Below are 17,253 nucleotides of genomic sequence, written 5' to 3'. Positions count from 1 at the left end.
TTGCCCCAAATATCCCGGGGGTGAATTCGGCGCAGCCGAAGAGGGGGCAGCGCCCCCTACCCGGCCACCATCCGCAGCGCCCGCGCCCGGGCCGGCGGAATCGCGCCGATCTCGAGCCCGGTGAAGACATGGAGCGTGCCCAGATCCTCGTCGACCACGGCATGGTCGCTGACCCAGCCCCCCATCGTCAGATAGCTGCGCAACAGCGGCGGCATCCGCAGCATCGCCTGTTTCGGGTCCCCCGGCCGGCCGATCAGCGCCCGGGCATAGCGCACCACCTTCGGCGCCTTCACCCGCGGCCACCAGCGCCGCGGCGCCAGATGGCGCTCGGCCAGCACGGCGAAGGCATCGGCGAAATATTCCCAGTCGGTGCCGGTGAAGGAGGAACAGCCGAACAGCATCTCGACCTTCTCGGCATCGACGAAGCGCGTCATCGCGCCCCAGGCGACGCGCAGGATGTCGGGATCGTGCACCCCTGGCTCCATGCAGAAGCGCCCCATCTCGACCATCGGCCCGCCGAATCCCTGCAGCGCCGAAAGCTCGTAATATTGTGCGGAATAGCTGCGGCCGATCTCGCTGCCGTCCCTCAAAGGCAGCAGCCGGAAGCAGCACACGAGCCGTCCGGTGACGACCTCCTCGACCAGAACGTGCTGGCAGACGGCATCGAACGCATCGGCATCAAGCGGCACGGACCCCGCGCCGGCCGCGCCGCGCGCGCCGAGGAAGCTGCGCCAGCGCAGCGCCTGCGCAGCCCGAAGGTCGGACGGGGTCGCGGCGAAACGCGCGGCGTAACGTCCCCTTGCGAGCGAAAACATGGTGGCTCCCCGGGTTGACCCGAACGGGGAGAAGCATAGGCGACTCGGGGCCGCGGCGAAAGGAAAACCGCCGCGGGCCCGGGAAACTCACTGCGTGAGTTGCGTCGCCGACACCCGGCCGAAGCTGCCAAGAAGCTGCCGCACGACACTGATGCCCTTGATGTTCGACTTCGTCACGCGCCGCGACAGCACCACCACCTCGCCGCGTTCGAGGCCGAAGCGCTCGACATTGGCGACGGTGCCGTTCTTGTCGAAGCTGACCGCGACGACCTGGCGGTCGATCTCCTGCGGCGCGCGGGCGCCGTAGTATTTCCAGCGCGAGCCGACGTAATACCACGCCGAGCCCTCGAGCACGCCCGAGGCGGAGGGCCGCCCCACGGCCGAGGCCACGTCGTCGCGCGAACTCTTGCCGACCTGGACCTGCGACAGGTCCTCGTCGGACGGGACATAGCCGTGATTCTGGTAAATCGCCGTACAGCCAGCCGCCAAGAGGCTCGCGCCAAGGGCCATCGCCAGCGCAATGCGCCGCGTCACGGTTCCGGTGCTCACCTGTTACCCCCTCTTGCCTCGTGGCCTGCGGCCTTTTATCCCGCTTACAACAACCCGGCCCGGCCCTCAAGCATGATGCAGAGGCGGCCGGACCAGACACCCAGGAGCCGCCATGACCGATGCCCCCCTTCCCTGGAGCGCGCCGCTCCGCCCCGCCGAACTGGCGAGCCGCAAGCCCAATCGTTTCGACCTGCGCCCCGATGCCGAGACCCGCGCGGCAATCGCCGACTGGGCCGGACTCGAGGCGCTCAACTCTTTGCGACTGAACGGAACGCTGACCCCGCAAGGGCGGAGCGACTGGACCTTGCAGGCCGAATTCGAGGCCGAGGTGGTGCAATCCTGCGTCGTCACCCTCGCCCCGGTCACCACCCGGCTGAGCGAGGGCGTGCAGCGCCACTACCTCGCCGACATGCCCGAGCCCGAGGGCGACGAGGTCGAGATGCCCGAGGACGACACGAGCGAGCCGCTGCCCGCGGTGATCGACCTTGCCGCGGTGGCGCTCGAGGTGCTCGAACTTGCCTTGCCGCTCTATCCGCGGGCGCCGGGTGCCGAGCTCGACGAGACCGTGGTGACCGAGCCGGGCGCCGTGCCGATGCGCGACGAGGACGCCCGCCCCTTCGCCAACCTGCGCGACCTGATGGCGAAGAAGGACGAGACGGGCGACGAGTGAGCGCCCGCTTGCGCGCCGCCTGCCCGGCTTTTGCACATCGGCGCCCGCATGGCGCGACAGTGCAAGAAAGGGCTTGCAACGGGGCGGAATCGCAGTATGTTCCCGGCCTCATTCGAAGTCTGGGTTCGCACCCGGTCCGCTCTCCGGCGCCAGTGACGATACTCAAGGAAATCAGGGCCCTGTGCCCGCGAACAATCGAGGATTAGACATGGCTGTGCCGCAGAACCGAGTCACGCGCTCCCGCCGTAACATGCGCCGTGCGCATGACGCTCTTGTTGCCGCCAACCCGGCTGAATGCCCGAACTGCGGCGAACTGAAGCGTCCGCACCACGTCTGTGGCGCCTGCGGTCACTATGACGACCGCGAAGTCGTTGCCCAGGCCGTCGAGGTCGATCTGGACGACGACGCCGCGTAAGCGCGTCGCCCGAGCCTCTGATCCATGCTGCCTGAACAAGAGCAGACGCGGGCCGAAGGCCGGACCGATTCCGCGCAGACGGAAGGCCGCGAGACCGCGGCCAAGGCGCCGGCCGTGTCCGGCGCCATCGTCATTTCCATCGATGCCATGGGCAGCGACCGCGGCCCTGTCGCGGTGCTCGATGGCGTGCAGATCGCGCATCAGGCCAATCCGGCCCTGCGCTTCATCCTGCACGGCCGCGAGGCCGAGCTTGCCCCGCTGATCGCCGCGCGCGGCCTTGCCGATTGCGCGGTGCTGCACCATGCCGAGGGCGTGGTGACGATGCACGACAAGCCGTCGCAGGTGATGCGGCGCGGCAAGGACACCTCGATGTGGTCGGCGATCGAGTCGGTGCGCGAGCGCGAGGCGGCGGTTGCCGTTTCCTGCGGCAACACCGGCGCGCTGATGGCGGTGTCGATGCTGCGGCTGCGCAAGCTGCCCGGGGTGAACCGCCCCGCCATCGCCTCGTTCTGGCCCTCGCGCAACCCGACCGGCTGGAACGTCATGCTCGACATGGGCGCCGACGTGAAGGCCGAGGCCCCCGATCTGCTGACCTATGCGCTGATGGGCACCTCCTATGCCCGCAACGCGCTCGGCCTTGCCCGGCCGCGCGTCGGGCTGCTCAACGTCGGCACCGAGGAACACAAGGGCCACGCCGAGCTCAAGCTCGCGCATGAGATGATCGGCGCGGCGCAGGACGCCGGCGCCTTCGATTTCGTCGGCTTCGTCGAGGGCAATGACCTGCCCTCGGACCGCGTTGACGTGATCGTGACCGACGGCTTCACCGGCAACGTTGCGCTGAAAACCGCCGAGGGCACGGCGAAACTTGCGGCCGAACTGCTGCGCGGGGCGCTGACCGCGACGCCGCTGGCCAAGCTCGGCGCGCTGCTCGCCATGGGTCCGCTGAAGCGGATGAGCGCGCAGATCGACCCGCGACGCGCCAATGGCGGCGTTTTCCTCGGGTTGAACGGCACCGTGGTGAAGTCGCATGGCTCGGCCGACGCGACCGGTGTCGCGGCCGCGATCGAGCTTGCCGCCCGCCTCGCCCGCTCCGGTTTCGTCGAAAGGCTCGCGGCACGGGTTGCCTCTGCGTCAGCGGCAAGGCAGGATGCGCCCTCGGAAGAGGCATCCAGCGAGAACGAACTATGAAGATCAGATCCGTCGTCCGCGGCGTCGGCCATTACCTGCCGGCGCGCGTCGTCGAGAACAGCGAGTTCGAGACGACGCTCGAGACCTCGGACGAATGGATCCGGGCGCGCACCGGCATCGAGCGGCGCCACTTCGCCGCCGAGGGCGAGACCACCTCGCAGCTCGCGATCAAGGCCGCGCAGGCGGCGCTCGAGGATGCCGGCATCCCCGCCGACCGCATCGACGCGATCGTCGTCGCCACCTCGACCCCCGATTTCACCTTCCCCTCCGTCGCCACCATGGTGCAGGCCGGGCTCGGCTCGACGCATGGCTTTGCCTATGACGTGCAGGCGGTCTGCGCGGGCTTCGTCTATGCGCTGGCGAACGCGAACGGGCTGATCGTCTCGGGGCAGGCCGAACGCGTGCTGGTGATCGGGGCCGAGACCTTCTCGCGGATCATGGACTGGACCGACCGCGGCACCTGCGTGCTCTTCGGCGACGGCGCCGGCGCGCTGGTGCTCGAGGCGGCCGAGGGCAGCGGCGCGAACAGCGATCGCGGCGTGCTGTCGACCGATCTGCATTCCGACGGGCGCTATCGCGAGCTGCTCTATGTCGACGGCGGCGTTTCCACGAATGGCGTCGCCGGCCATCTGCGGATGCAGGGCAACGCGGTCTTCAAGCATGCCGTGCAGAAGCTTGCCGAAACCGCCCATACCGCGCTCGACAAGATCGGGATGAGCGGCGAGGATGTCGACTGGATCGTGCCGCATCAGGCCAACCTGCGCATCATCTCGGCCACGGCCGAGCGGATGCAGGTGCCGATGGAACGCGTCGTGCTGACCGTGCAGGATCACGGCAACACCTCGGCCGCATCGATTCCCCTTGCCCTCTCGGTCGGCAAGCAGCGCGGTCAGATCAAGACCGGCGACCTCGTCGTGACCGAGGCGATCGGCGGCGGCCTCGCCTGGGGCTCGGTGGTGCTGCGCTGGTAAGCGCTGCTCAGACAGGCGTTGCGGCTGCGTCAGAGCGCCGCGCAAGCCGTTGACAAGCCGTTCTTATTGACTCCGGCATGGATTTGCGCCCATCGTGGGCGCAGTCACATCCGGGGGGATGACACGATGTCCGAAAAGACCCTGACGCGCATGGACCTGAGCGAAGCGGTGTTCCGCGAAGTCGGTCTGAGCCGCAACGAATCCGCGCAGCTTGTCGAAAGCGTGCTGCGCCACATGTCCGATGCGCTGGCCTCGGGCGAGACGGTGAAGATCTCGTCCTTCGGCACCTTCTCAGTGCGCGAGAAAAGCTCGCGCATGGGGCGCAATCCGAAGACCGGCGAGGAAGTCCCGATCAGCCCGCGCCGCGTGCTCTCGTTCCGGCCCTCGCACCTGATGAAGGATCGCGTCGCGGCCGGCAACGCGAAGTGACGCGCCGCCCCGCCGCGACCAGGACCGCGAGATGAGCAAGTCCGCCGATGCCTTCCGCACGATCTCCGAAGTGGCCGAGCTTCTGGAGACGCCCACCCATGTGCTGCGTTTCTGGGAAAGCCGTTTCCCGCAGGTGAAGCCGGTCAAGGGCGCGGGCGGGCGACGCTATTACCGCCCCGACGACGTGCAATTGCTCGCCGGCATCAAGAAGCTGCTGCATGACGAGGGGATGACCATCCGCGGCGTGCAGAAGATGCTGCGCGAACAGGGCGCGAAGCAGATCGCCGCACGGGTCGAGCTGAGCCTCGACACGGCCCCGGCCGAGCCTGTCCTCGACGACACGCCCGACACCGCCGCGGCGCCCGACACTGTCGACGCGCCCGCCGAGCCGATCACGGCAGAGCCCCCCGACGCGGTCGAGACGGACGCAGCCGACACGGCCGAGCCGCCCGCCGACCCCACCGGCACCCTGCTCACCCCGCGCATCGCTTCCTGGCGTCAGGCCTCGCTCTTCGACGCGCCGGCCGAGGAGACGACCGAGATCATCGCCGAGATCGACAGCCTTTCGCTCGTCGAGATCGAAGACGACTCGCCAGACCTCGCCCGGCCCGACCTCACCGAGGAGGTGCCCGAGGCGCCGATCGCCCTCGACGTCGAGGAGGAGGAGGCGCCCGAGGCGCTTGCCCGCGTGGTGAGTCTCCTGGTCGCCGGCAGCACCCGCACGCTTGCCCCCGAACCGGAGCCCGCGCCGATCGAGGCCGCGCAAGCACCGCTGGCCGCCCTCGCCCGCGGTCTCGCCGGGCTCGACCTTGCCATGCTCGGCACCGCCGACCGGATGCGGCTGCTGGCCGCCTGCGACCGGCTCTCGGCACTGCAGGCCCGGATGGGCCAGCCGCCGCGCGCCCTGCCGCGCTGAGCCCTCCCACGCCCTGCAAGGCCCGCGACGGGCTTCCGGCAGGCCGTTGCAAAAAGTTGCGTTTTGCCGCTTGCGCCCGCCGCCCGGATGCCTCTATATGCGCCTCGTGTCGGGCCGTGGCGCAGCCTGGTTAGCGCGTCCGTCTGGGGGGCGGAAGGTCGAGAGTTCGAATCTCTCCGGCCCGACCATCACGAGAAACGCCCACCCTTCGGGGTGGGCGTTCGTCTATGCGAGGGAGGCTGCGATGACCCACGGCGTTTTGCCCGACAGCGCGATCCGCGCGATGGTCGAGCGCGGCGAGATTGCCGCCGCCCTGCCCCTCGTCTCCGGCCAGATCCAGCCCGCCAGCCTCGATTTGCGCCTTGGCACCGTCGCCTACCGCATCCGCGCCTCCTTCCTCGCCGGCCGCGGCACCCGCGTCGAGACCAAGCTCGCCGATTTCGAGATGCACCGGATGGATCTTTCCCATGGGGCGGTGCTCGAAAAGGGCTGCGTCTATCTCGTGCCGCTGATGGAGGGGCTGGCGCTGCCCGAGGGCATCACCGCCGTCGCCAATGCAAAAAGCTCGACCGGCCGGCTCGATCTGCTGACCCGGGTGATCACCGATGGCGGCACCGAATTCGACCGCATCCCCGAAGGGTACACCGGCCCGCTTTATGCCGAGATCTGCCCGCGCTCGTTCTCGGTGCTGGTGCGGCCCGGGATGCGGCTCAACCAGATCCGCTTCCGCCGCGGCCAAGCGGTGCTGAGCGATGCCGAGCTGACCGCCCTGCACGCGGCCGAGCCGCTCGTCACCGGCGAAGCGGTGATCGACGCCGGCCTCGGCTTCTCCGTCGACCTGCTGCCCGAGACGGGCGACCTCGTCGGCTACCGCGCCAAGCCGCACACCGGGGTGATCGACCTCGACCGCATCGGTCATTACCTTGCCGCCGATTTCTGGGAGGAGCTGCGCACCCGCGAGGGGCGGATCATCCTCGACCCCGGCGCCTTCTACATCCTCGTCTCGCGCGAGGCGGTGACGATCCCGCCCGATTACGCCGCCGAGATGGCGCCCTATCTCGCCATGGTGGGCGAGTTCCGGGTGCATTATGCCGGCTTCTTCGACCCGGGCTTCGGCCATGGTGCGGCAGGCGGCACAGGCTCGCGCGGCGTGCTCGAGGTGCGCTGCCACGAGGCCCCCTTCGTGCTCGAACACGGCCAGGTCGTAGGCCGGCTGGTCTACGAGCGGATGACCGCCCGCCCGGAACGGCTTTACGGCACCGGCATCGCCTCGAACTACCAGGGCCAGGGCCTGAAACTCGCCAAGCATTTCCGCGCCGGCTGACCCCGGCGGACAGAAGGGGGCGCTGCCCCCCTCTTGGCTGCGCCAATTCACCCCCGAGGTAATTCGGGCAAGGAGAAAGCGCAAAGGGGCTTCTGCTTCCAATTGCCTCAAATATCCCGGGGGTGAGGGCGAAGCCCGAGGGGGCAGCGCCCCCTTGCACACAGAACCGGCCGCGAAACGCCCGGGGTTCTTGCCCCGGCGGCGCCGACGTCCTAGAACGCGAGCCAGACCCTGATACGGAAGCGGACCATGCTCGACCATCTCAGCTACAAGACCCCCGAACCGAAAGTCATCGCCGGCGCCAAGGCCGACTGGGAACTGGTGATCGGGATGGAGGTGCACGCGCAGGTGAGCTCGAATGCCAAGCTCTTCTCCGGCGCCTCGACCGGCTTCGGCGCGGAACCGAACAGCCACGTCGCCTTCGTCGATGCGGCGATGCCCGGCATGCTGCCGGTGATCAACGAGTTCTGCATCGCCCAGGCGGTGAAGACCGGGCTTGGCCTGAAGGCGGGGATCAACCTGCGCTCGGCCTTCGACCGGAAGAACTACTTCTACCCCGACCTGCCGCAGGGATATCAGATCTCCCAGCTCTATCACCCGATCGTGGGCGAGGGCGAGATTCTGGTCGACATGGGCCCGGGCATCGCCCGCAAGGTCCGCATCGAGCGCATCCACCTCGAGCAGGACGCGGGCAAGTCGATCCACGACATGGACCCGACCATGTCCTTCGTCGACCTCAACCGCACCGGCGTCGCGCTGATGGAGATCGTCTCGCGCCCCGACATCCGCGGCCCCGAGGAAGCGGCCGCCTATGTGGTGAAGCTGCGCCAGATCCTGCGCTATCTCGGCACCTGTGACGGCAACATGCAAAACGGCAACCTGCGCTGCGACGTCAACGTCTCGGTCTGCCGCCCCGGGCAATACGAGAAATACCAGGAGACGCAAGATTTCTCGCATCTCGGCACGCGCTGCGAGCTGAAGAACATGAACTCGATGCGCTTCATACAGGCCGCCATCGACTACGAGGCGCGCCGCCAGATCGCCATTCTCGAGGACGGCGGCGTGGTGGTGCAGGAAACCCGCCTCTACGACCCCGACAAGAACGAGACCCGCTCGATGCGCTCGAAGGAAGAGGCGCATGACTATCGCTACTTCCCCTGCCCCGACCTGCTGCCGCTCGAGATCGAGCAGGCCTGGGTCGACGATATCGCCGCGGCGATGCCGGAACTCCCCGACGAGAAGAAGGCGCGCTTCGTCGATGCGCTTGGCCTGAGCGAATACGACGCCTCGGTGCTGACCGCCGAGGTCGAGAATGCCGATTACTTCGAGGCGGTCGTGGCCGTGTGCGACGACGGCAAGCTGGCCGCGAACTGGGTCATCAACGAGCTCTTCGGCCGGCTGAAGAAGGATGGCGCCGAGATCGATGCAAGCCCGATGAGCCCGGCGCAGCTTGGCGGCATCATCACCCTGATCAAGTCGGGCGATATCTCGGGCAAGATCGCCAAGGACCTGTTCGAGATCGTCTACACCGAGGGCGGCGATCCGGCCGAGATCGTCACCGCGCGCGGCATGAAGCAGGTCACCGACCTCGGCGCGATCGAGGCGGCGGTGGACAAGATCATCGCGGAAAGCCCGGCCGAGGTCGAGAAGGCCAAGGCCAACCCGAAGCTGGTGGGCTGGTTCGTCGGCCAGGTGATCAAGGCCTCGGGCGGCAAGGCGAACCCGGCGGCGGTGAAGGAAATCGTGGCGCAGAAGCTCGGGATCTGATCCCGGCCTCCTCGCACCTGGGTCAGGGCGCCTTCGGGCGCCCTGTTCCGTTCCGCGCCCGCTCAGAGCCCCGGCGGCAGTTTCGAGGCCATCTGCACCCGGCGGTCGAAATGCTCGCCATCGGCGACGAAGGTGCCGTCGCCCACGGCATGCAGCATCCGCGCGCCCCGAAGCGCCGGGGTCGTCCAGGCTGCCACGCCCTCCAGCACGACGATGCTGTGCGCCTCGACGATGTCGACGACGCGGCACTCGACGGCGGCGATGCAGTCGGTGATGAGCGGCGCGCGGACATGGCGCGCGGGCTGCGTATGCAGGCCGAAGCGGGCGAACTTGTCGACCGACTTGCCCGAGCAGGTGCCCACCCCCACCACGGCATCGAGCAGCTCGGCCGGGGGAATCGCGATCACGCATTCGCGCGTCGCCTCGAGCGCGGCATAGGAGCTGTTCCACGGCCCGGTGCAGATCGCGAAGCTCGCGTCAAAATCGAGCACCATCGTCCAGCTGATCGTCATCACGTTCGCCCGCCGGCCGTCATGGGTCACCACCCAGGTGACCGGCCCCGGCTCGAGCAGTGTGAACGCCTTGCCAAGCGGCATCTCTTCCATTGCCGGCCCCCCCTCGCCTTGCAGACCCCATGCTCAACGCTGCCGCGGCAAAAGCGCAAGTGGGGTTTTCCGCCGCTTCTGCTCCGGTCCGGGCCTGGCGGCCGATTCTTTGCCCCGGTCGCCCCTTCCCGGTCGGGGCGTTCGCCGCGGCGGTGCTGCACCGCAGCCCCGCTTTTTCGCGGCTCACCCCTTCGTTCCTTGACCGTCCCGCTCAACTCGGTAACAACGGCCCCGCAAAGAGGTGCGTCATGCAGGCTTATGAATACAAGGTGATCCCCGCCCCGCAACGGGGCGAGAAGGAACGCGGGCTGAAGACCGGGGCGGAACGTTTCGCCCATGCGCTCACGCTCACGATGAACGAGTTCGCGGCGGAGGGCTGGGAATACTGGCGCGCCGAGACGCTTCCGGCCGAGGAGCGCGCGGGCCTGACCTCGAAGACGACGGTGTTCCACAACCTGCTCGTCTTCCGTCGCCCGTTCCGTGGTCCGGATGCCGCCGGCGAGGCCCCCGCGCTTGCCGCGCAAAGCGCCGCCGAGCGGCGCGCGCGCATGCTCTCGGTCTATGCGCCCGAGGGCAAGGCGCCGCGGCTTGGCCCGGCCGAGGAGGAAGAGGTCTAATCCTCGAACTCGATCGCCAGCGCATGGACCCGGGCCAGCAGCTCGGGCCCGAGCGCGGCATGCACCGCCCGGTGCCGCGCGATCCGCGAGGCTCCGGCAAGCGAGGGCACCCGAAGCCGCAGCCGGAAATGGCTTTCCCCCGCCACCGCCGCGGCCGAATGGCCGGCGTGACGCGCGCTTTCGTCGATGATTTCCAGATGGCTCGGCGCCAACACCGCAAGCCGCGCCCGGATCTCGTCGGCCACCGGTGAATTTCCGCCCGTCATCGTCCTGCGCCCCTTTCGCCCGGTGTCAAATTGCTTAGACTGCGTGGCCCGAGTCGGCCGGCCCCGTCAAGCGGGCCGCCACAAGGGAATGCGAACAGGACGTGAGGCAGACATGAGCGGGACCGATCCCTTCGGCTTCAACATATCGGCGGCAGCCGACAAGAAGCGCCGGACCAAGGGCAAGCGCGGGATGTCGGGCGCATTCGAGACCTCGACGCGCAAATGCGACCACGAGGGCTGCACCGAGCCCGGCCAGTACCGGGCGCCGAAAAGCCCGAAGGTGCTCGACGACTATTTCTGGTTCTGCAAGGACCACGTGCGCGAGTACAACCTGAACTGGAACTATTTCCAGGGTCAGTCGGAAGAGGAGTTCCAGCGCTTCCTCGAGAATGCGACGGTCTGGGAACGGCCGACGAAGCCCTTCGGGCGCTCGAAGGAGGAAATGGGCTGGGCCCGGCACGGGATCTCGGACCCGCAGGAGCTTCTGGGCGAGAATGCCACGCAGAACCCCGGCCGCACCGTCATCGGCCGCAAGCTGCCGCCGACCGAGCGGCGCGCGCTCGATATTCTCGATGCCAAGGACAGCATGACCAAGGCCGAGATCCGCAAGAGCTACAAGGCGCTCATCAAGGTGCTGCACCCCGACATGAACGGCGGCGACCGCAGCCAGGAGGAGATGCTGCAGGAAGTGGTCTGGGCCTGGGACCAGCTCAAGGACAGCCGCAACTTCAAATGAAACCGGGGGGCGCAGGCCCCCCGTTTTCGTTCCGCAGATCGGTGGCCGCCCCTGCCCGCTCAGCGGGCCACCGCTCAGCCCGCCGCAGCCTCGGCCGCAAGCTTGCGGATCCGCTCGACCATCGCGGCGACCCCGTTCGAGCGCTGCTGGCTCAGATGCTCGTTCAGCCCGAGCCGGCCGAGTTCGGCCTTGGCGTCGACGGCCAGCACCTCGGACACCGTCAGCCCGGAATAGAGCGCGTGCAGGACCGCGATCAGCCCCTCGACGATCATCGCATCCGACTCGCCCTCGAAGTCGAAGCGCGCGGCAGGGCCGGTGCCCTCGATCCGCGGCAAGAGCCAGACCTGGCTCGCACAGCCCTCGACCTTGGTGGCCGGCACCTTCAGCGCCGGGTCCATGTCCGGCAGCGCCTTGCCCAGTTCGATGACGTGGCGATAGCGGTCTTCCCAGTCATCCAGGAAGTCGAAGGTTTCGGCGATCTCCTCGAAGGCGGCGCTGGCCATGGTCCCCTCCTTGCACGGGTTTTCCCCTGCCTACCCCCGTGCGCCGGAAGGGTCCAGTGGCGGCTTTTCAAAAGCCCCGCGATCGGCTACCCAAGGGCAAAGCGCGCGCCTGCCGCACGCACCAGACCGGAGACGCCATGAAACCGCTTCGCCCCGCCCTTGTCCTTCCGCTCGCCCTTTCCGTCGCGCTCGCCGGCTGCGGCGGCTGGAAGGAAAGCCGGGTCAACCCGCGGAACTGGTTCGGGCATTCGCAATCGACCGCGACCACGCTCGAACCGAAGGGCGGCTACCTCAAGGCCAAGGAAGACCACCGCGTTCTCGTCGCCGAGGTCAGCACGCTCGAGATCAAGCGCACGCCGACCGGCGCGATCGTCTCGGTCACCGGCCTGCCGCCGACGCAGGGCTGGTGGGGCGCGGCACTCGAGGCCGACGACGATGCCCGCCCGGTCGATGGCGTGATCACCTACCGCTTCGTCGTGGCCCCGCCCGAGCCCGGCTCGCCCGCCGCGCAGCGGGTGATGAACGCGGGCTCGCGCACGGTGACTGCGGCCGCCTTCATCAACAACGTGCGCCTTGCCGACACCCGCAAGATCGTGGTGGTCGGCGCGCAGAACGAGCGCTCGATCAGCCGCTGAGTGCCGCTTTTCGCCATGGTGGCGATGCCGGGCCTGCGCTAGGTTGCGGCCCGGAACGGCCACAAGCGGAGGCACAGCATGAGCAGGTTCTGGAGCCCGGGGGTCGAGGCGCTTGTCCCCTATACGCCGGGCGAGCAGCCGAAGGACCGCACCTTCGTCAAGCTCAACACCAACGAGAACCCCTATGGCCCCTCGCCCCGCGCCATCGAGGCGATCCGGGCCGCGACCGGCGACGGGCTGCGTCTCTATCCCGACCCGACGGCGGCGGCGCTGCGCGCCGCGATCGGCGCGCGCTTCGGCCTAGACCCGGATCACGTCTTTGCCGGCAACGGCTCGGACGAGGTTCTGGCCCATGCCTTCCACGCCTTCTTCCGCGGCAAGGGAGAACTTCTGTTCCCCGATGTCAGCTACAGCTTCTATCCGACCTATTGCACGCTTTACGGCATCCCGTTCCGGCAGGTGCCGCTCGATGCCGATTTCAGCCTGAACACCGCGGCGCTCGCGGGCCCCTGCGCCGGCATCGTGATCGCCAACCCCAATGCCCCGACCGGCATCGCCCTGCCCCCGGCCGCGATCGAGCGGGTGCTGCGCGCCAATCCCGATGTCGTGGTGCTGGTCGACGAGGCCTATGTCGATTTCGGCGCGGACAGCATGGCACCGCTGGTTGCGCAGCATGACAACCTGCTGGTGGTGCAGACCTTCTCGAAATCGCGCAGCCTTGCCGGGCTGCGCGTGGGCTTTGCGCTCGGCCAGCCCGCGCTGATCGAGGGGCTCACCCGGATCAAGGACAGCTTCAACTCCTACCCGCTCGACCGGCTGGCGCTCGCGGGCGCGCTGGCGGCGTGGGAGGATATGGCCTGGTTCGACGAGACGCGGCACAAGGTGATGGCCGACCGCGCGCGGCTGACTGCGGGGCTTCAGGCCCGCGGCTTTGCGGTGCTGCCCTCGGCCGCGAACTTCGTCTTTGCGTCCCCCTCGGGCCTCGGCGCGGCCCAGATGCTGCAGGCGCTGCGCGAGCGCGGCATCTTGGTGCGGCATTTCGCCAAGGGGCGGACGCGGGACTGGCTGCGGATCTCGATCGGCACCGCCGACGAATGCGACCGGCTGCTGGCCGAGATCGACGCGATCTCCGCCGCCTGAGCGGCAGTCGGGCCCGGACAAGCCGGGCCCGAAAGGTCTTACACCACGACGACGCGCACCGCCCCGCCCGCAGCGGTGAGGCCGATCTCGCCCTTCGCCAGACGCAGCGCATCGCGGCCGAAGACATCGGCGCGCCAGCCGGTCAGCGCCGGCACGTCGCGCTTGCCCGCGGCGATGCGGTCGAGATCGGACGAGGTGGCGATCAGCTTGGCCGCCACCCCCGTCTCCTCGGATTTCGCCTTCAGCAGCACGCGCAGCAGGTCGGCCAGCGCCGTGTTCACCTGCAGCTGGTGCTGCTCGTCGGGCACATGCGGATAGTTCTCCGGCTCCATCTCGAGCGCAGCCTTCACCGCGGTGATGATCCCGTCGGCGATGTCGCCCCGCCGCGCCTCGCGCAGCAGAAGCCGCGACTTGCCCAGCTCGTCGAGCGTGGTCGGTCGGGTCGAGGCGAGCTCGAGCAGCGCGTCATCCTTGAAGATGCGCGAGCGCGGGATGTTCTTGTTCTGCGCATAGCCCTCGCGGAAGCGCGCCAGCTCGCGCACCACGGCGAGGAACCGGCCCGAGGTGGTGCGGGTCTTCACCCGCAGCCAGGCGTCTTCGGGCAGCGTGGTATAGGTGTCGGGCGAGAGCAGGATCGCCTCCTCCTCCTCGACCCAGACATGGCGGCCCGACTTCTGCAGCTCCTTCGACAGGAACTCGTAGATCACCCGCAGATGGGTGACGTCGGCAACGGCATAGACCTTCTGCGCGTCGGTCAGCGGCCGGCGCGACCAGTCGGTGAAGCGCGAGGTCTTGTCGAGTGCCTGGCGCGCGATCTTCTTCACCAGCGTCTCATAGCCGACCTGCTCGCCAAAGCCGCACACCATCGCGGCGACCTGGGTGTCGAAGAGCGGCTTCGGGAAGAGGCCCGCGTCGACGAAGAAGATCTCGAGATCCTGACGCGCGGCATGGAAGACCTTCACCGTCGCCTCGTGGCGGAAGAGGTCGTAGAGCGGCTCGAGCGAGAGCCCCTCGGCCAGCGGGTCAACAAGCACCGCCTCGCCGTCCTTGGCCGGCGGGATCGCGAGTTGCACGAGGCACAGCTTCGACCAGTAGGTGCGCTCGCGCAGGAACTCGGTGTCGACGGTGACGTAGGGCTGGGCTTTCGCCTTCGCGCAGAATTCGGCGAGGGCTTCGGTGGTGGTGATGGTCTGCATCGGCGTCCTGTCCGCGGGGTCATCCCGCACTCCGTTGTTTTCCGACCTTTAGGGAGTCGTCAGCGGAAAGAAAAGGCGCTTGCGGGGCCCGGCATGCAAATACCTGCTCCGGCAGGGCCCGCGGCGCGGCGCGGGGCCTCCGGCGGAAGGATTCGGCCCAAGAAAAGGCCCGGTCGCGAAAGGACCGGGCCATGGGCTTTCATCTTGCCGGAAATACCTCCGCCGGAGGCGCCGGGCTTGCGGCCGGGCGCGGCGGCGTCAGAGCAGAACCGGGTTCCGGTCCCCCGCCACGAAGCGGCGCAACACGGCGGGGTAAAGCTGATGCTCCATCGTCAGCACCCGCGCGGCGAGCGTGTCGGCATCGTCGCCCGGCAGCACCGGCACCCGCGCCTGGCCGAGGATCGGGCCATCGTCGAGCACCGGCGTGACCTCGTGCACGGTGCAGCCGGCCTCGGCATCGCCTGCATCGAGGGCACGCTGATGCGTGTGCAGCCCCGGGTATTTCGGCAGAAGCGAGGGGTGGATGTTCAGCATCCGCCCCGAGAAGCGGGTGACGAAGCCGGGCGTCAGCACACGCATGAAGCCCGCAAGGCACAGCACGTCGGGCTCGGCCGCCAGCAGCGGTTTCAGCAGTTCCGCCTCGAAGGCGGCGCGATCCTTGCCGAAGGGGCGGTGGTCGACAGCGACGGTCGGAACCCCCTTCGCAGCGGCCTTCGCGAGCCCCGCCGCCGTGGGGTCGTTCGAGGCGACCAGCACCGGCGCCGCATAGCCCTCGGCCTGCATCGTCTCGACGAGGCGGATCATGTTCGACCCGCCCCCCGAGATCAGGATCGCGACGCGTTTCACAGAAGCGCGCCCGTGTAGGCGACGCCATGCCCTGCGGTGACGGCACCGATCACGGTGACCGTCTCGCCCTCGGCCTCGAGCAGCGCCTTCAGCTCGGCGGCGCGGTCGGCGGCGACGACGGCGATCATGCCGATGCCGCAGTTGAAGGTTTTGAGCAGTTCCGGCTCGGCCATCTGCGCGGTCTCGGCCAGCCAGCGGAACACGCCCGGCAGCTGCCACGACGACAGATCGATCGTCGCGCCCAGCCCCTCGGGCAGCACGCGCGGCAGGTTCTCGGTCAGGCCGCCACCGGTGATATGCGCGAGCGCATGCACGCCGCCCGCCCGCACCGCGGCAAGCGCCTGCTTGACGTAAAGCCGGGTCGGCGCGAGCAGCGCGGCGCCGAGCGTGCCGTCGGCGAAGGGGCACTCGGCCTCCCAGCCAAGGCCCGAAAGCTCGACCACCTTGCGCACGAAGCTGTAGCCGTTCGAATGCACCCCATTCGAGCCAAGGCCAAGCAGCACATCGCCCTCGGCCACGCCCGCCGGCAGATCCGCGCCACGCTCCATCGCGCCGACGGCGAAACCGGCAAGGTCGAAATCGTCCTTCGCATACATGCCGGGCATCTCGGCGGTCTCGCCGCCAATGAGCGCACAGCCCGACTGCGCGCAGCCCTCGGCGATGCCCTCGATGATCCGGGTGGCCTGATCGACATCGAGCTTGCCGGTGGCGAAATAGTCGAGGAACAGCAGCGGCTCGGCGCCCTGGCAGACGAGGTCGTTGACGCACATCGCGACGAGGTCGATGCCGATCGTGTCGACATTGCCGGTGTCGATGGCGATGCGCAGTTTCGTGCCCACGCCATCGGTCGCGGCAACGAGGATCGGGTCGGTGTAACCCGCTGCCTTCAGGTCGAAGAGCGCGCCGAAACCGCCCAGCCCCGACATCGTGCCCGACCGGGTCGTGCGCTTCGCGGCCGGCTTGATCCGTTCGACGAGCGCATTGCCCGCGTCGATATCGACCCCCGCATCGGCATAGGTCAGCCCGTTCTTGCCCTCGCTCATCGCTTTCTCCTTGGGGATTCCGTCGCGCGAAGCCCTAGCGCAAAGGGCGCAGGCAGGCAATCATTCCTGCAAGGCTTCGGCTTGCGTTTCGGCCGGCGCGGGATCTTCGCTTCGCAGGCCGCGTTCGTGAAGCTGCGCCAGCACCGCTGCCCAGAGCAGAAACGAGAGGGCATTGATCGTCAAAGCCCGAGGAATAATCGGGACAGGGGATTGCAGCGGAACAACTGCCGCGCGGCCCAGCGGTTGCAAGGTCACTTGCAGCGCCGTGTCAGTGAGAGCACTGTCAAGGATGGCTGCCGCGAACGGTGCGCTGCGCCGCCAATCCCCCCAATGAGGTGCAAGGACTGCCCAAACAGCGCCCATCCGCCGAAGAACGCCCTTGCGATGAACCGCATGTCGACATCTCTGTGCCCGAAATCGAGCACCGACGGCAGCCGTCCGAGCGGAAACTGCAATCCCTGACAGCGCCGGAAATCTTGACCGCGCCGGCATTCCCCCGTAATCCAAAACCACACCGGGGGCCTGTAGCTCAATGGTTAGAGCAGGGCGCTCATAACGCCTTGGTTGGGGGTTCAAGTCCCTCCGGGCCTACCACCGGATGAAAATTTATGTGGTAAATTAA

21 protein-coding genes and 2 tRNA genes are annotated in these 17,253 nt (G+C 68.4%); 14 read left to right on the top strand and 9 right to left on the bottom strand.

Annotated elements, in window-relative coordinates:
- Positions 1-56: 56 nt before the first annotated feature.
- Both AC0QTQ_RS07655 and AC0QTQ_RS07650 read right to left on the bottom strand, forming a co-directional pair.
- The gene (locus AC0QTQ_RS07655) at positions 57-815 is read right to left on the bottom strand and encodes a GNAT family N-acetyltransferase (protein WP_480258963.1); all 759 of its coding nucleotides are present in this window, start codon (positions 813-815) and stop codon (positions 57-59) included.
- An 87-nt stretch (positions 816-902) separates the two neighbouring features.
- Positions 903-1,325, bottom strand: a complete 423-nt coding sequence (locus AC0QTQ_RS07650; RefSeq protein WP_480259204.1) for an outer membrane protein assembly factor BamE — start codon at positions 1,323-1,325, stop codon at positions 903-905.
- A gap of 151 nt (positions 1,326-1,476) precedes the next feature.
- Between AC0QTQ_RS07650 and AC0QTQ_RS07645 the strand changes: the two genes are divergently transcribed.
- The 9 genes from AC0QTQ_RS07645 (at position 1,477) to gatB (ending at position 9,044) form a co-directional block, all read left to right on the top strand.
- A complete protein-coding gene (locus tag AC0QTQ_RS07645; RefSeq protein ID WP_480258962.1) occupies positions 1,477-2,034 on the top strand; it encodes a YceD family protein in 558 nt (185 codons plus the stop codon).
- 208 nt (positions 2,035-2,242) lie between these two features.
- The gene (rpmF, locus tag AC0QTQ_RS07640) at positions 2,243-2,449 is read left to right on the top strand and encodes a 50S ribosomal protein L32 (RefSeq protein WP_113901060.1); all 207 of its coding nucleotides are present in this window, start codon (positions 2,243-2,245) and stop codon (positions 2,447-2,449) included.
- Between the two features lie 147 nt (positions 2,450-2,596).
- Entirely contained in the window at positions 2,597-3,637 is a 1,041-nt protein-coding gene (plsX, locus tag AC0QTQ_RS07635) for a phosphate acyltransferase PlsX (RefSeq protein ID WP_480259203.1), read from the top strand.
- Complete coding sequence (locus tag AC0QTQ_RS07630; protein ID WP_480258961.1) at positions 3,634-4,608, top strand: beta-ketoacyl-ACP synthase III; 975 nt, start codon at positions 3,634-3,636, stop codon at positions 4,606-4,608. The genes plsX and AC0QTQ_RS07630 overlap by 4 nt, the downstream gene beginning before the upstream one ends.
- A 126-nt stretch (positions 4,609-4,734) precedes the next feature.
- Complete coding sequence (gene ihfA / locus AC0QTQ_RS07625; RefSeq protein ID WP_121531431.1) at positions 4,735-5,037, top strand: integration host factor subunit alpha; 303 nt, start codon at positions 4,735-4,737, stop codon at positions 5,035-5,037.
- Between the two features lie 31 nt (positions 5,038-5,068).
- Positions 5,069-5,953: a MerR family transcriptional regulator gene (locus AC0QTQ_RS07620; protein ID WP_480258959.1), complete on the top strand. Its 885-nt coding sequence runs from the start codon at positions 5,069-5,071 to the stop codon at positions 5,951-5,953.
- 110 nt (positions 5,954-6,063) lie between these two features.
- Positions 6,064-6,141: transfer RNA gene (locus tag AC0QTQ_RS07615), tRNA-Pro, on the top strand.
- 56 nt (positions 6,142-6,197) lie between these two features.
- Complete coding sequence (locus AC0QTQ_RS07610; protein WP_121531433.1) at positions 6,198-7,277, top strand: 2'-deoxycytidine 5'-triphosphate deaminase; 1,080 nt, start codon at positions 6,198-6,200, stop codon at positions 7,275-7,277.
- Between the two features lie 249 nt (positions 7,278-7,526).
- A complete protein-coding gene (gatB, locus tag AC0QTQ_RS07605) occupies positions 7,527-9,044 on the top strand; it encodes an Asp-tRNA(Asn)/Glu-tRNA(Gln) amidotransferase subunit GatB (protein WP_121531435.1) in 1,518 nt (505 codons plus the stop codon).
- A gap of 62 nt (positions 9,045-9,106) precedes the next feature.
- On the opposite strand, the gene AC0QTQ_RS07600 is transcribed toward gatB, so the two are convergent.
- Positions 9,107-9,649, bottom strand: coding sequence for a flavin reductase family protein (locus tag AC0QTQ_RS07600; RefSeq protein ID WP_480258958.1), 543 nt, complete (start codon positions 9,647-9,649; stop codon positions 9,107-9,109).
- 248 nt (positions 9,650-9,897) lie between these two features.
- Between AC0QTQ_RS07600 and AC0QTQ_RS07595 the strand changes: the two genes are divergently transcribed.
- Positions 9,898-10,266: a DUF4177 domain-containing protein gene (locus AC0QTQ_RS07595; RefSeq protein WP_121531439.1), complete on the top strand. Its 369-nt coding sequence runs from the start codon at positions 9,898-9,900 to the stop codon at positions 10,264-10,266.
- Here AC0QTQ_RS07595 and AC0QTQ_RS07590 read toward each other — a convergent pair.
- Positions 10,263-10,511, bottom strand: a complete 249-nt coding sequence (locus AC0QTQ_RS07590) for a BolA family protein (RefSeq protein WP_480258957.1) — start codon at positions 10,509-10,511, stop codon at positions 10,263-10,265. The genes AC0QTQ_RS07595 and AC0QTQ_RS07590 overlap by 4 nt on opposite strands.
- A gap of 133 nt (positions 10,512-10,644) precedes the next feature.
- On the opposite strand from AC0QTQ_RS07590, the gene AC0QTQ_RS07585 reads away from it, so the two are divergent.
- Positions 10,645-11,268 carry a J domain-containing protein gene (locus AC0QTQ_RS07585; protein WP_121531443.1) on the top strand — a complete coding sequence of 208 codons (624 nt, stop codon included), beginning with the start codon at positions 10,645-10,647 and terminating at the stop codon, positions 11,266-11,268.
- Positions 11,269-11,342: 74 nt separating this feature from the next.
- Here the strand turns inward: AC0QTQ_RS07585 and AC0QTQ_RS07580 are convergent, their stop codons facing one another.
- A complete protein-coding gene (locus AC0QTQ_RS07580) occupies positions 11,343-11,771 on the bottom strand; it encodes a SufE family protein (RefSeq protein ID WP_480258956.1) in 429 nt (142 codons plus the stop codon).
- A 137-nt stretch (positions 11,772-11,908) separates the two neighbouring features.
- Between AC0QTQ_RS07580 and AC0QTQ_RS07575 the strand changes: the two genes are divergently transcribed.
- Positions 11,909-12,406 carry a hypothetical protein gene (locus tag AC0QTQ_RS07575; protein WP_480258955.1) on the top strand — a complete coding sequence of 166 codons (498 nt, stop codon included), beginning with the start codon at positions 11,909-11,911 and terminating at the stop codon, positions 12,404-12,406.
- Positions 12,407-12,484: 78 nt separating this feature from the next.
- Positions 12,485-13,546 (top strand): histidinol-phosphate transaminase, encoded by a 1,062-nt coding sequence (gene hisC, locus AC0QTQ_RS07570; RefSeq protein WP_480258954.1) that lies wholly within the window; start codon positions 12,485-12,487, stop codon positions 13,544-13,546.
- Between the two features lie 38 nt (positions 13,547-13,584).
- Here the strand turns inward: hisC and rnd are convergent, their stop codons facing one another.
- The 4 genes from rnd to AC0QTQ_RS07550 all read right to left on the bottom strand — a co-directional run bounded on the left by rnd (position 13,585) and on the right by AC0QTQ_RS07550 (position 16,886).
- A complete protein-coding gene (gene rnd / locus AC0QTQ_RS07565) occupies positions 13,585-14,742 on the bottom strand; it encodes a ribonuclease D (RefSeq protein ID WP_480258953.1) in 1,158 nt (385 codons plus the stop codon).
- A gap of 258 nt (positions 14,743-15,000) precedes the next feature.
- Positions 15,001-15,588 carry a phosphoribosylglycinamide formyltransferase gene (gene purN, locus AC0QTQ_RS07560; protein ID WP_480258952.1) on the bottom strand — a complete coding sequence of 196 codons (588 nt, stop codon included), beginning with the start codon at positions 15,586-15,588 and terminating at the stop codon, positions 15,001-15,003.
- Complete coding sequence (purM, locus tag AC0QTQ_RS07555; RefSeq protein ID WP_480258951.1) at positions 15,585-16,631, bottom strand: phosphoribosylformylglycinamidine cyclo-ligase; 1,047 nt, start codon at positions 16,629-16,631, stop codon at positions 15,585-15,587. The genes purN and purM overlap by 4 nt, the downstream gene beginning before the upstream one ends.
- Positions 16,632-16,691: 60 nt before the next feature.
- Complete coding sequence (locus tag AC0QTQ_RS07550) at positions 16,692-16,886, bottom strand: hypothetical protein (protein WP_480258950.1); 195 nt, start codon at positions 16,884-16,886, stop codon at positions 16,692-16,694.
- A gap of 263 nt (positions 16,887-17,149) precedes the next feature.
- Here AC0QTQ_RS07550 and AC0QTQ_RS07545 point away from each other — a divergent pair.
- Positions 17,150-17,225: transfer RNA gene (locus tag AC0QTQ_RS07545), tRNA-Ile, on the top strand.
- The last annotated feature ends 28 nt before the right edge of the window (positions 17,226-17,253 follow it).

Source organism: Paenirhodobacter sp. YD-8, from assembly GCF_056590935.1.
Note: the sequence above shows the minus strand (reverse complement) of the source record. Positions and strands in the feature narration are given on the sequence as shown.

Bases quoted from the DNA above. Each gene is read 5' to 3' on its own strand.
- AC0QTQ_RS07655 (WP_480258963.1), bottom strand. From the start codon at position 815: ATGTTTTCGCTCGCAAGGGGACGTTACGCCGCGCGTTTCGCCGCGACC.
- AC0QTQ_RS07650 (WP_480259204.1), bottom strand. From the start codon at position 1,325: ATGGCCCTTGGCGCGAGCCTCTTGGCGGCTGGCTGTACGGCGATTTAC.
- AC0QTQ_RS07645 (WP_480258962.1), top strand. From the start codon at position 1,477: ATGACCGATGCCCCCCTTCCCTGGAGCGCGCCGCTCCGCCCCGCCGAA.
- rpmF (WP_113901060.1), top strand. From the start codon at position 2,243: ATGGCTGTGCCGCAGAACCGAGTCACGCGCTCCCGCCGTAACATGCGC.
- plsX (WP_480259203.1), top strand. From the start codon at position 2,597: ATGGGCAGCGACCGCGGCCCTGTCGCGGTGCTCGATGGCGTGCAGATC.
- AC0QTQ_RS07630 (WP_480258961.1), top strand. From the start codon at position 3,634: ATGAAGATCAGATCCGTCGTCCGCGGCGTCGGCCATTACCTGCCGGCG.
- ihfA (WP_121531431.1), top strand. From the start codon at position 4,735: ATGTCCGAAAAGACCCTGACGCGCATGGACCTGAGCGAAGCGGTGTTC.
- AC0QTQ_RS07620 (WP_480258959.1), top strand. From the start codon at position 5,069: ATGAGCAAGTCCGCCGATGCCTTCCGCACGATCTCCGAAGTGGCCGAG.
- AC0QTQ_RS07610 (WP_121531433.1), top strand. From the start codon at position 6,198: ATGACCCACGGCGTTTTGCCCGACAGCGCGATCCGCGCGATGGTCGAG.
- gatB (WP_121531435.1), top strand. From the start codon at position 7,527: ATGCTCGACCATCTCAGCTACAAGACCCCCGAACCGAAAGTCATCGCC.
- AC0QTQ_RS07600 (WP_480258958.1), bottom strand. From the start codon at position 9,649: ATGGAAGAGATGCCGCTTGGCAAGGCGTTCACACTGCTCGAGCCGGGG.
- AC0QTQ_RS07595 (WP_121531439.1), top strand. From the start codon at position 9,898: ATGCAGGCTTATGAATACAAGGTGATCCCCGCCCCGCAACGGGGCGAG.
- AC0QTQ_RS07585 (WP_121531443.1), top strand. From the start codon at position 10,645: ATGAGCGGGACCGATCCCTTCGGCTTCAACATATCGGCGGCAGCCGAC.
- AC0QTQ_RS07580 (WP_480258956.1), bottom strand. From the start codon at position 11,771: ATGGCCAGCGCCGCCTTCGAGGAGATCGCCGAAACCTTCGACTTCCTG.
- AC0QTQ_RS07575 (WP_480258955.1), top strand. From the start codon at position 11,909: ATGAAACCGCTTCGCCCCGCCCTTGTCCTTCCGCTCGCCCTTTCCGTC.
- hisC (WP_480258954.1), top strand. From the start codon at position 12,485: ATGAGCAGGTTCTGGAGCCCGGGGGTCGAGGCGCTTGTCCCCTATACG.
- rnd (WP_480258953.1), bottom strand. From the start codon at position 14,742: ATGCAGACCATCACCACCACCGAAGCCCTCGCCGAATTCTGCGCGAAG.
- purM (WP_480258951.1), bottom strand. From the start codon at position 16,631: ATGAGCGAGGGCAAGAACGGGCTGACCTATGCCGATGCGGGGGTCGAT.